The organism is Blautia sp. NSJ-140 (genome assembly GCF_022868965.1).
GTDB lineage: Bacteria > Bacillota > Clostridia > Lachnospirales > Lachnospiraceae > Blautia_A.
In genome coordinates, this window is sequence record NZ_JALIFS010000010.1 from 1 (window position 1) to 11,888 (window position 11,888).

The window sequence follows — 11,888 nt, forward strand, 5'->3', positions numbered from 1 at the left end:
GACCGCTGGTGGACCGGTTGGCTTGCCAAAGCCATGGCCGGGTAGCCAAGTCCGGAAGGGATAAACGCTGAAGGCATCTAAGCGTGAAGCCCCCCTCAAGATGAGATATCCCATTCTTAGTGAAGTAAACCCCCTTGAAGACGACGAGGTAGATAGGGCAGAGGTGGAAGTGTGGTAACACATGGAGCTGACTGTTACTAATCGGGTGAGGGCTTGACCAAGAAACGCAGGTTAAGAATTGATTCAAGAGTTTGATTAACAATCAACAAGCATGTATGTAGTTTTTAAGGTACAAACCTTAAATTAAATATTTTAGTAATCCTCCTTAGCTCAGTCGGTAGAGCATGCGGCTGTTAACCGCAGTGTCGTTGGTTCGAGTCCAACAGGGGGAGTTTTTTTATTTCCTGTAAACTTTATGTTTGCAGGATTTTTTTGTATAATAAAGAATAGAAGATAATGCAGATAAAATCAGAAGGCGGGGTTTTAATGAAGGTTTTGAATTTTGGATCGCTGAATTTGGATTATGTATATCAGGTAAATAGTATTTTGATACCGGGCGAGACACAGGCATCGACTGACCGTAAGATTTTTTGTGGTGGGAAGGGATTGAATCAGTCTATTGCTCTGGCGAAGGCAGGAGTGCCGGTTTATCATGCAGGATTGATCGGAGATGGTGGAGAAATTCTGCTGGAAACTTGCCGTGATAATCATGTAAATACCGAATTTATCCATCAGATTTCAGGTCCGTGTGGACATACAGTGATACAGGTAGATCAGAATGGTCAAAACTGTATTTTGCTCTATGGTGGCGCAAACCAGAGCATTACGAAAGAATTTGTAGATGAAGTCCTTTCACATTTCGATAAGGGAGATATGCTGCTTTTGCAGAATGAGATCAGCGAACTGGACTACATCATAGAAAAAGCCAGCGAGAAAGAAATGCAGATCATTCTCAATCCATCTCCTTATAACAATAAATTGGATAAATGCGATCTAAATAAGATTTCCCTGTTTCTTGTGAATGAAATTGAAGGTGAGCAGATCACAGGAGAGAAAGAACCAGATGAGATTCTGAAGAAATTCAGTCAGATGTATCCAGATGCTTCTGTAGTACTGACACTTGGAGGAGACGGAGCTGTATATCAGGATAAAAAAGGTATATACAGACAGGGGATTTTTCCGGTAAAGGCTGTTGATACTACGGCAGCCGGAGATACTTTTACCGGCTATTTCCTCGCGTCTGTTCTGGAAAAAATGAGCCCGGAAGAAGGTCTCAGAATGGCCGCAAAAGCATCTTCAATCGCTGTTTCCAGGCTAGGAGCAGCAGCATCTGTGCCAATGCGGAATGAGGTTATGGAGGCACTGGAGAGGGAATAAGAATTATGGCAGTATAAATATTGGACGTGTCATAATTATAAAATGTAATAGGACCATGTTGAAAATACAGATGAAAAATAATACAGCGCAGCGAACGGTGAATCTTCGCTACGCTGTATACTACTATAATAAGGGAAAATAGTCTCCCGATAAAACTATCTGATAAAATTAGTCTTGATCTTTTCTTCAGTTTCCGGAGTATTGATACCGGCGTTCTTTCCGGCTTCAATACATTTCAGAAGCCATGTCATGTTGTTGCCAAGTGTACGCATGATCTGAAGACCTTCTTCATCTTTATGGACTTCATCCGGGGTATTACCATGAACCATTGTCCAGTAATTTCCGGAGACTACCGGCATCTGATGATATGTAAAATATTTAGTCAGAACGTCCAGAGTTGCAGTTGTGCCGGCGCGTCTTGCAGAAGCCACAGCTGCGGCTGGCTTGTGGACCATATATTTTCCTGCCATAGAAGCAAATTTATCCATAAATTCCATGATCTGTCCGGATGGGGAAGCCCAGTAAACAGGAGAGCCGACAACAAGAGCATCAGCCTCTTTCATTTTTTCAGCTGCGGCTGTGACATTTTCGCGGGAAGGATCTCCAGCCTGGAAGATCTCAGCTTCAATACCATTCTTTTTTAAAGTGTTGGCAACTTCTGTGAGTGCTGTATAGGTGCAGCCTTCTTTGCGCGGACTGCCGTTCAGTAATAAAACCTTCATTATAATGATCATCCTTTCAAAATTCTTTTAACATCATTATATACGTACAAAAAATAAAGTCAATCTCTTGAAGGACGCTCATAGATGATGAAAAAACGAGAATTACAATGCGAAACGTGTTGTGGATCACGGAGTGAACAGTAAAACTTCCGCATTTTATAAGGGCTTGAGGCCAGTTTTGCAGGTTTGTAAAAAAAATTGAAATTTTTCAAAAAAAAGCTTGCAATTATAAAAAAGGTATGGTATTATTTAACTCGTCGCTGAGGGAAATACAAAACAGCGAAACACAAAAAAAGAAATATGGCTCCATGGTCAAGCGGTTAAGACACCGCCCTTTCACGGCGGTAACAGGGGTTCAAATCCCCTTGGAGTCACTTAAAACTAAACTGGATATTCATTGACTCGATTCAACATTTGGTGTTTAATACGCCGATGTGGCTCAATTGGCAGAGCAGCTGATTTGTAATCAGCAGGTTATCGGTTCGAGTCCGATCATCGGCTTTTTGGACCTTTAGCTCAGTTGGTTAGAGCAACCGGCTCATAACCGGTCGGTCCTGGGTTCGAGTCCCCGAAGGTCCATTTTAAAAGTTTTATATTTTGTATGGCCCAGTGGCTCAGTTGGTTAGAGCGCCGCCCTGTCACGGCGGAGGTCGAGAGTTCGAGTCTCTTCTGGGTCGTTCATATTTGGGGTCTTAGCTCAGCTGGGAGAGCATCTGCCTTACAAGCAGAGGGTCATAGGTTCGAGCCCTATAGGCCCCATTTTTGAACAAATTAATTGAATATGCGGGTATGGTGGAATAGGCAGACACAAGAGACTTAAAATCTCTCGGGGGCAACTCCGTGCCGGTTCAAGTCCGGCTACCCGCAGTATCAGTGAGATTCCTTTTTCAGGGATCTTTTTTTGTGTCATAAAATATATTGATGAAAACGGGAAAATATTCCTAGCTTATTAGTAGGGATATTGACAAGGCTATTTTCCCATGATAGAATCCTGACAGTTGTAAAACGAATCGGACAGATATAAAAAAATATCCGTTGTCGGTATAAATATACATGGAAAGAATATAAGGAGAGGTCAGAAAATGCTGAATCAGTTTTCAAGAACAGAATTATTAATCGGAAAAGAAGGAATGGAAAAGCTGAAAAATTCCAGAGTCGCAGTATTCGGAATTGGCGGTGTTGGCGGATATACGGTGGAAGCACTGGTCAGAAGTGGCGTAGGTACCCTGGATCTCATTGATGATGACAAAGTATGCCTCACCAATATCAATCGTCAGATTTACGCAACAAGAAAGACCGTAGGAAAATATAAAGTTGATGTGGCCAGAGAACGTATTCTTGAAATCAATCCGGATGCAGTTGTAAATATCCACAAAACATTTTATGTGCCGGAGACAGCGGATTCCTTTGATTTTTCCCAGTATGATTATGTAGTCGATGCGATCGACACTGTAACCGGAAAGCTGATGCTCGTAGAGCAGGCAAAGGCTTCAGGAACACCGATCATCAGCTCTATGGGGGCCGGAAATAAGATGGATCCGACAGGTTTCATGGTGACAGATATTTATAAAACGTCTGTCTGCCCCCTTGCAAAGGTTATGCGTCGTGAACTGAAAAAACGGGGGATCAAAAAACTGAAGGTGGTTTACTCACAGGAGAAGCCCATGACTCCAATTGATGATATGGCGATCAGCTGCAAGTCTCATTGCATCTGTCCTCCGGAAACAGAAAGAAAATGTACCCAGAGACGTCAGGTACCGGGAAGTAATGCCTTCGTGCCTTCCGTAGTGGGACTGATCATTGCCGGTGAGGTTGTAAAGGATCTTATTAAATAAAAATTGAATCATTCTGTGTTATTGAGAACGGAATGAACAGTAACCATTCTGTAAGAACAGATATTGCATGTATACTTATATTGTGCAATATCTGTTTTTTTGTGATAAAATATTTTTTACAGATAGTTTTGTAAATAAAAGAGAAGGACAGATAAAGTATGGGGATCGTTGAAAAATTTATAAAATTAGGACAGCTGACAAAGGAAGAATATCCGGAACTTCTGCACTTATATCAGGATCCGGATGCGATTCGTCTGCTTCGGGAAGAGGCTGTCCGTATACAGAAAAAATATTTTGAAAACAAAATATATACAAGAGGTCTGATAGAATTTACCAATTACTGCAGAAATGACTGCTATTACTGCGGAATCCGCCGTTCTAACAGGAATGCCAGCCGTTACCGCCTTACGAAGGAGGAAATCCTGCAGTGCTGCGAGAATGGCTATGAGCTGGGATTTCGGACATTTGTGCTCCAGGGAGGGGAAGACCCATGGTTTAATGATGACCGGATGGTTGACATCATTCGGTCCGTCAAACAGAGATATCCGGACTGCGCGATCACGCTGTCCATTGGGGAGAAATCAAAAGAAAGCTATCAGAGGTTTAAAGATGCCGGAGCAGACCGCTATTTACTCCGTCATGAGACGGCCAGCGAGGAACATTATCGTTATCTTCATCCGGAGAGTTTAAGTCTTGCAAATCGTAAACAGTGTCTTTATACCCTGAAGGAACTGGGATATCAGATAGGTGCCGGATTTATGGTAGGTGCGCCTGGACAGACGCTGGAGTATCTGGCGGAAGATCTTGTTTTTCTTAAAGACCTGAATCCGCATATGGTGGGAATCGGACCATTTATCCCGCACCATGATACGAAATTTGCAGAGGAACCGGCAGGAAGTGTGGATATGACACTGTTTCTGTTGTCTGTCATCCGGATCATGCTTCCACAGGTACTTCTTCCGGCAACCACAGCACTGGGGACACTGGACCCCAGAGGCAGGGAAAAAGGTTTTCAGGCGGGTGCAAATGTAGTAATGCCCAATCTTTCTCCGGTGAAGAACCGTAAACAGTATGAACTTTATGATAACAAGATCTGTACAGGCGAGGAAGCAGCAGAGTGCAGAGGGTGTCTTGCCAGACGTGTGGAGTCTGTAGGTTATGAAATCGTTACAGATCGTGGAGATTCCCCGATGACAGACTGACACTGGGCACAAAATACTTTCTTTTTTCAGCGATTTAAGGTAAAATACAAGTAAGACCAGATTGCTAAAATATTAACAACTAGTCAGAAATAAGTGGAATTTTCCTGCAAAGCGGAATGCAGGAATAATGATGGAGTGCGTAAAATATGGAAAAATCAGAAAATGCTGTGCGGAGCAGACTTCTGGAAGCGGGGAAGGAAGAATTCAGAGACAGGGGATTTCTGAAGGCTTCTCTTCGTGCGATCTGCAAAAAAGCAGATGTGACTACGGGAGCGCTATATTTCTTCTTTGAAAGTAAAGCAGCTCTTTTTGAAGAAATCGTGGAAGAGACGGCAGAGGATCTGAAGCGGATCATGGGAGACTTTACGGATCAGGAAAAACAACTGCATCCGGAAGAATATGACAGGATACTTATGGAATTTATCTGGGAAAACAAGGATATCGCAAAAATCCTCATGGATGGAGCTGAAGGTACCAGATATGAGAATTTCCGTGAGGATGCCTGCACGAAAATGGAGCAGATCCTTAATGAACGTTTTCAAAAGGAATGTGGACAAGAAGTTGATCACGAGCTGGTACATATCCTGGTACAGATGAAATTTCAGGGATATTGTGAACTGCTCCGGGGAAACTGCTCCAGGGAAAAACTCCTGGAAATTTCCAGAATTCTGCAGATATGCTCCAGCCAGAGCCTTCTGGCAATTGAGGCAGAACTAAACAGAAAGCAGTAAAAACCATTGCTCATTCTCCCGAAGTATGTTATGATTAACTTGGTTAGTTTTGACAAACCGAGGGAGGTGTAAATAACGTGAGATCAAATGAATCATCTGAAGATTATTTAGAGACGATCCTGATCCTTGGAAACAGGAGCTCTCTTGTAAGAGCTGTGGATATCGCGGCAGAGATGGGCTTTAAGAAACCGAGTGTCAGTGTTGCCATGAAGAATCTTCGTCAGAAAAATCTCATCACAGTAGCTGACAACGGAGATATCCGTCTGACAGAGGATGGACATAAGATTGCCGATAAGGTATATGAACGTCATCAGCTGATCTCTTCCTGGCTGATGATGCTGGGAGTCCAGGAAAAAACAGCGCTTCATGATGCCTGCAGGATCGAGCACATAATCAGTGAGGAGAGCTTTCTGGCATTGAAAAAGGCAGTTTATGAGCTGAGGGAGCAGCAGGCTGTGCTCCATGGAGAAACCGCAGATCAGGTTTGATCCCTGCAGCAGAAGATATCAGGAATTGACAACTGAAAAAATAAGAATATAATGGAAATCCAGGTTATGAAATGGAGGACACCAAGAGATGAAATTACTTTTTATACGACATGGAGACCCGGATTACACAATAGATTCCCTGACCGAAAAGGGCTGGAAGGAAGCGGAATTTCTTTCTGAGAAGATCGCAGCTCTTGATGTCAGGGATTTTTATGTTTCTCCGCTTGGAAGAGCAAAGGATACCGCATCCTGCACGCTGAAGAAAAACGGAAGAACAGCTACAGAATGCAAGTGGCTGAGAGAATTCGATGTAAAGATCAGAAGACCGGATCTTCATGGGGAAAAGATCATTCCCTGGGATTGGCTTCCCCAGGACTGGACGAAGATCGAAAATTTCTACAGCTTTGACCGCTGGTGGGATAATGACATCCTGAGAGAGGGAAAAATGAAAGAAGAGTATGATTGGGTTACACAGAATTTTGATAAAGTTCTGGCAGAGCATGGCTATGTGCGGGAAGGACATTATTACAGAGCAGAAAAAGCCAATGAAGATACGCTTGTGTTTTTCTGCCATTTCGGTGTAAGCTGTGTACTCATCAGCTATCTTCTCAGTATTTCTCCGCTGGTGATGCTGCAGAATTTCTGTGCGGCGCCGTCATCGGTGAGTACCATTGTTACAGAGGAGAGGCGAAAAGGGATCGCATCCTTCCGCATGAGCTCTTTTGGAGATATTTCTCATCTGTATGCACATCAGGAGCCGCCGGCTTTTGCTGCCAGATTCTGTGAGACATATGATAACAAAGAGCAGAGACACGATTAAAAAGCGAAAGAAATGGTTGTAATAACCATAGAAAATAATGATCCGCAGGATTATTTTGGGAAATGATTAGACTTCGTTAATAAATTTTATAAATTTATTAGAAATTGTACAAATTTCTCTCACATTTATCCTGTATGATATAAACATCTTAAGAGAACAGAAGCTCTTAAGAAAAACTCTTTCCTTTCCCTAAAATATGTATGAAGATAAACCACCGTTCCATTGGCAAGACAGAGCCGACAGGACGGTGGTTTTGCATTGCAGAAAAATACTGCCGAATGACAGAGGAGATGAAGGTTTCCAATGTTTATCGGCAGCGTTTTTTTGTTGGCTGAGATTATTGAATATACAGCTTCAGGCACGGCTACGGCCTGCGATAGCGGTTAAAGCAGGAGTAGATTTCCTGAATCCTGGGCATGGCATAACCGCATGGAATATAAGAGCCTTCCGAGAAGAAGGACAATCCCTGCTTTTTCAGCTGAGCATCCAGATAAGCGACGATCTTCGGCAGAGTACGTTTTCCGTCAATAAGATGCTCGCAGGTATATTTCAGAAGCAACGCCAGGGATGCAGTCTGTTCGGAGTCGATCAGCTGTTCCACATAGCGGAGATCCACTTCGGTTTTTCCAAGAGAAAAGCCATCTTTGCCGTGAACCTTGGTTTTCAGTCTTTCCGGCTGTCCGGGACGGCTGTGGCGGGATGGAGCCACTTTGGCCCTGGTCATGATGCGATGGCTTTCCGGCAGGCGGAATGCAGGGGCCTCAATGTCTGAGAGAGGATATTCCTGGCAGAGCTTTCCGGTAACTGCTGTGATGTCCACCGGATGATAATTATCCATCTGGATCACAGTATCCGCAATATGGAAAAAAGCTCCGGAGCTTCCGGCAACCAGGATAGTGGAGATCCCTGCCTTTTCATAGAGATCCCGGGCACGTTCCAGAAATGGAGTGATGGGCTCCTTTTTCCGACAGATCACCCGCTGCATGAAGGAATCACGAACCATAAAGTTGGTAGCAGAGGTATCCTCGTCAAGGAGAAAGACTTTACTTCCTGCCTCCATACTTTCCACGATACCGGCAGCCTGTGAAGTGCTGCCGCTGGCATCCTCTGTAGAAAAGCAGAGGGTGTCTTTTTTATTTGGAAGATCGTTGATAAAAAGAGAAATATCCACATCTTTGATAAAACGGCCGTCCTCGGAGCGGAGCTTCTGGGCAGAAGGATCGGTAATGACATACTCCCGGCCATCACCGGAAATGTGATCATAAATTCCCAGCTCCAGTGCGTTAAGTAAGGTGGATTTGCCATGGTAGCCGCCACCTACGATCAAGGTGATGCCGCAGGGAATGCCCATGCCTGTGATGGTTCCTCTGTGGGGCAGCTTCATGGAAACCCTCAGGCTTTCCGGAGAAACAAAAGGAACAGAGTTTTTCATCGGGCGTGAAGAGATGCCGCTTTCTCTGGGGAGGATAGCGCCGTCACTGACAAAGGCAGCCAGAGAACGCTTTTTCAGTTCCTGACGGATAAATGCCTGATCTTCGGCAAGGCAGATGGCTTTTCTCAGCGCTTCCGGGTCAAGATTCCGGTAAAAAAATGCCTTGTGAACACAGACCGGAAGAAAATCGAAGAGGATTTTTTCCAGTTCGGGGGAGTTGATGGTTCTGCCATTGGCCGGAAAACCGATGAAAAAACGTGCAGTGATGCCTTTTTCCGTTATTTCACAGGCAGTACGTGCAAGAACCTCCTGACCGCAGTGGCTTACTGAGATCAGGCCGCTTTTTCCGGAGCCCTTTGCACGGAAGGTATAACGGTTTACCTGCTGTTCAAACTGGCGGTTCAGAAAGTCTCCCAGTGTGATGCGGGTCAGGGAATCCTTATAATATTCTGCAGGAAATCCGGTGTCGCGGTGGGAGAGCTTTACACTGATGTGAGAGGGAGAGGCAAAAGGATCCCCCTGTACGTGGTCAATGGACAAAATATAACGGTCAAACTGGTATGCACCCCGCAGAGACTTGTATGCAGGATAGCTTTTGCGGTTGATGCTGTGAAGAAGCTCTTTTAACTGAGCAGATGATTGCATGTTGTTTCCTCCTTTGCCCTGTGGGAGCATACAGGTAAAGTCTACGGTGAAACAGAAAGCTTTCCGTGTGTAAGATACCTGAAAATTTTGGATACAGGGCCAATTCTTAAGAACTACTATAACGAATCATAAAGATTTTGTAAAGAATGGGAATTGCGGTGGAAATTCGTAAATGTTTGACCTATAATAGTAGACAGATTGCAGATAATATGATGAGAAACGGCAGCTGCCGGAAGCTATAAAGAAAGGTGGACCACTAAAATGGAAAGAAGAAATGCGTGGCTTTCTTATAAGGAAGCAGAAGAAACAGAAATGGAGAAGCTTGCGAAGGCTTACAGAGAATTTTTGGATAAAGGAAAAACGGAACGTGAATGTGTTGCAGAAATCGTAAAGGAAGCAGAGGCTGCCGGATATGAATCTCTTGAGTCGAAGCTTGAAAAAGGCGAGAAGATCAAGGCCGGTGACAAGGTTTATGCAGTAGGGATGAAGAAGATCGTTGCTCTGTTTCATGTAGGAACGGAAGAGCTTTCCGGAGGTATGAGCATTCTCTGTGCACATATCGACTCTCCGCGACTGGATGTCAAGCAGAATCCTCTGTACGAGGATACGGACCTGGCTTATCTGGATACCCATTATTATGGTGGCGTAAAGAAATACCAGTGGGTGACACTGCCTCTTGCCATGCATGGCGTTGTTGCAAAGAAGGACGGAAGCATTGTGGAGATCAGCATTGGTGAGGATGCGGAGGATCCGGTACTTTACATCACAGATCTTCTGATCCATCTTTCCGGAAAACAGCTCCAGAAAAAGGCAGCAGAGGTTATTGAGGGTGAGATGCTGGATATCCTGATCGGCAGCAGACCTCTTGCAGAGCTTCCGGATGATTCAAAAAAGGATGCGGTAAAACAGAATGTGCTGAAGATTTTAAATGAGAAATATGGTATTGAGGAAGAGGACTTTCTTTCGGCAGAGCTGGAGATCGTTCCGGCAGGAAAGGCAAGAGACTGTGGACTTGACCGCAGCATGATCGCAGCATATGGACAGGATGACCGTGTATGCGCTTACACATCCCTTGCGGCAATGCTGGAGATGGAGGAGACGCCGAAGCGTACTGGCTGTTGTCTCCTTGTAGATAAGGAAGAGATCGGAAGCGTTGGTGCCACAGGCATGCAGTCCAGATTTTTTGAGAACAGCGTGGCAGAGCTTCTGGACGGAATGGGCTGCTATTCCGAGCTTGCATTAAGAAGAGCTCTCCGTAATTCCAGCATGCTTTCTTCCGATGTAAGTGCCGGCTATGATCCGGCCTATGGTGAGGCTTTTGAGAAAAAGAATGCAGCATATCTTGGACGTGGTATTGTTCTTAATAAGTTCACCGGGGCAAGAGGAAAATCCGGTTCCAACGATGCCAATGCAGAGTACGTTGCAAGAGTTCGCAGGATTTTTGATGATCACAATGTTGCTTTCCAGACAGCAGAGCTTGGAAAAGTTGATTTTGGTGGAGGCGGAACCATCGCTTATATTGCGGCACTTTACGGAATGGAGGTTATTGACAGTGGCGTGGCAGTGCTGAGTATGCATGCTCCGTGGGAGGTTACCAGCAAGGCAGATGTATATGAGGCATACAAGGCATATAAGGCATTTTTACTTGATGCGTAAACGGATGTATAAATGTGCGTCAGTTCTGAAGACATTCAGGTGATCATTTCGTTACAGATCAATGAGCGGGGATTTCCCGGAAATGACAGAGCAGTCTGCCTGCTGCTGTTTTGGCTTGGAGCGTTCCGACGAGAAACAGCAGTATCCCCTGCAGACTTCGCTCTGTATTTTTTACCTGATCAGGGAAGCTCTCTGCTTCAATGACGAAAAGCAATAAGCAGAGGAGAGGCTTGCCTGGGACTGATTTACTTTACAAGGAGTAATTTTATTATGGAAGATGCATTGGTACGGGTAGTAGATCTGTGCAAGGTTTACAATCCCGGAGAAAATGAGGTGCGGGCGCTGGATCATGTGGACCTGGAGATCCATAAGGGTGAATTTGTGGCTATTATCGGACAGTCCGGTTCCGGAAAATCCACCTTTATGAACATGCTGGGCTGTCTGGATGTCCCCACCTCCGGGAAATATTATCTGAATGGAACAGATGTATCCACAATGAAGGATAATGATCTCTCGGTGGTACGAAATAAGGAGATTGGTTTTATCTTTCAGGGCTTTAATCTGATCGCAAATCTTACGGCGCTGGAAAACGTGGAGCTTCCTCTGATCTATCGTGGGATCGACCGGAAAACAAGAAGAAAGCTTGCTGTGGAATCTCTTAAAAAAGTCGGACTTGAGAAACGTATGGATCATAAGCCAAACGAAATGTCAGGGGGACAGCAGCAGCGTGTGGCTATTGCCAGAGCTATCGCAGCCAGGCCGCCGGTGATCCTGGCAGATGAACCAACGGGAAACCTGGACTCTGCATCCAGCAGGGAAATTATGGAGATCCTGAAGGGAATGCACAGATCGGGAGAAACCTTGATCCTGATCACCCATGATAATGGGATCGCGGCTCAGGCCAGACGTGTAGTCCGGATCATGGATGGAAAAATTGAATCAGATACGATCAATGAGGAATTTGTCGAGGAGGCTTAAGA

10 protein-coding genes, 7 tRNA genes and 1 rRNA gene are annotated in these 11,888 nt (G+C 44.7%); 16 read left to right on the plus strand and 2 right to left on the minus strand.

The annotated features are described in order from the left end of the window. From MUB50_RS11870 to MUB50_RS11880, 3 genes are all read left to right on the plus strand, one after another. A 23S ribosomal RNA gene (locus MUB50_RS11870) occupies window positions 1-221 on the plus strand; the annotation flags it as partial. A gap of 98 nt (window positions 222-319) precedes the next feature. Continuing rightward, window positions 320-392: transfer RNA gene (locus tag MUB50_RS11875), tRNA-Asn, on the plus strand. A 94-nt stretch (window positions 393-486) separates the two neighbouring features. After that, a complete protein-coding gene (locus MUB50_RS11880) occupies window positions 487-1,377 on the plus strand; it encodes a ribokinase (RefSeq protein WP_118515112.1) in 891 nt (296 codons plus the stop codon). A 155-nt stretch (window positions 1,378-1,532) separates the two neighbouring features. Here MUB50_RS11880 and MUB50_RS11885 read toward each other — a convergent pair whose 3' ends face one another. Beyond that, window positions 1,533-2,099, minus strand: coding sequence for a flavodoxin family protein (locus tag MUB50_RS11885; RefSeq protein WP_244791261.1), 567 nt, complete (start codon window positions 2,097-2,099; stop codon window positions 1,533-1,535). Window positions 2,100-2,401: 302 nt separating this feature from the next. Between MUB50_RS11885 and MUB50_RS11890 the strand changes: the two genes are divergently transcribed. The 11 genes from MUB50_RS11890 (at window position 2,402) to MUB50_RS11940 (ending at window position 7,175) form a co-directional block, all read left to right on the plus strand. After that, a tRNA-Glu gene (locus tag MUB50_RS11890) sits at window positions 2,402-2,473 on the plus strand. 54 nt (window positions 2,474-2,527) lie between these two features. Continuing rightward, a tRNA-Thr gene (locus MUB50_RS11895) sits at window positions 2,528-2,600 on the plus strand. Window positions 2,601-2,604: 4 nt separating this feature from the next. After that, a tRNA-Ile gene (locus MUB50_RS11900) sits at window positions 2,605-2,678 on the plus strand. A 24-nt stretch (window positions 2,679-2,702) separates the two neighbouring features. Further along, window positions 2,703-2,776 (plus strand) — tRNA-Asp (locus tag MUB50_RS11905). Window positions 2,777-2,785: 9 nt separating this feature from the next. Further along, a tRNA-Val gene (locus MUB50_RS11910) sits at window positions 2,786-2,858 on the plus strand. Window positions 2,859-2,882: 24 nt separating this feature from the next. Then, window positions 2,883-2,966 (plus strand) — tRNA-Leu (locus MUB50_RS11915). A 215-nt stretch (window positions 2,967-3,181) separates the two neighbouring features. Continuing rightward, complete coding sequence (locus MUB50_RS11920; RefSeq protein WP_118625950.1) at window positions 3,182-3,934, plus strand: tRNA threonylcarbamoyladenosine dehydratase; 753 nt, start codon at window positions 3,182-3,184, stop codon at window positions 3,932-3,934. A 158-nt stretch (window positions 3,935-4,092) separates the two neighbouring features. Continuing rightward, window positions 4,093-5,136: a [FeFe] hydrogenase H-cluster radical SAM maturase HydE gene (gene hydE, locus MUB50_RS11925; RefSeq protein ID WP_118625948.1), complete on the plus strand. Its 1,044-nt coding sequence runs from the start codon at window positions 4,093-4,095 to the stop codon at window positions 5,134-5,136. Window positions 5,137-5,282: 146 nt separating this feature from the next. Next, window positions 5,283-5,867, plus strand: coding sequence for a TetR/AcrR family transcriptional regulator (locus MUB50_RS11930; RefSeq protein WP_118625946.1), 585 nt, complete (start codon window positions 5,283-5,285; stop codon window positions 5,865-5,867). Between the two features lie 77 nt (window positions 5,868-5,944). Beyond that, window positions 5,945-6,355 (plus strand): metal-dependent transcriptional regulator, encoded by a 411-nt coding sequence (locus MUB50_RS11935; RefSeq protein ID WP_118515102.1) that lies wholly within the window; start codon window positions 5,945-5,947, stop codon window positions 6,353-6,355. Window positions 6,356-6,443: 88 nt separating this feature from the next. Next, the gene (locus tag MUB50_RS11940) at window positions 6,444-7,175 is read left to right on the plus strand and encodes a histidine phosphatase family protein (RefSeq protein WP_021650251.1); all 732 of its coding nucleotides are present in this window, start codon (window positions 6,444-6,446) and stop codon (window positions 7,173-7,175) included. Window positions 7,176-7,539: 364 nt separating this feature from the next. Here MUB50_RS11940 and MUB50_RS11945 read toward each other — a convergent pair whose 3' ends face one another. Next, window positions 7,540-9,252, minus strand: coding sequence for an ABC-ATPase domain-containing protein (locus MUB50_RS11945; protein ID WP_244791259.1), 1,713 nt, complete (start codon window positions 9,250-9,252; stop codon window positions 7,540-7,542). 261 nt (window positions 9,253-9,513) lie between these two features. Here MUB50_RS11945 and MUB50_RS11950 point away from each other — a divergent pair, with 261 nt between their 5' ends. Together MUB50_RS11950 and MUB50_RS11955 are read left to right on the plus strand one after the other, a co-directional pair. Continuing rightward, window positions 9,514-10,908 (plus strand): aminopeptidase, encoded by a 1,395-nt coding sequence (locus tag MUB50_RS11950; RefSeq protein ID WP_022427054.1) that lies wholly within the window; start codon window positions 9,514-9,516, stop codon window positions 10,906-10,908. Between the two features lie 270 nt (window positions 10,909-11,178). Then, a complete protein-coding gene (locus MUB50_RS11955; protein WP_118608647.1) occupies window positions 11,179-11,886 on the plus strand; it encodes an ABC transporter ATP-binding protein in 708 nt (235 codons plus the stop codon). Window positions 11,887-11,888: the final 2 nt, after the last annotated feature.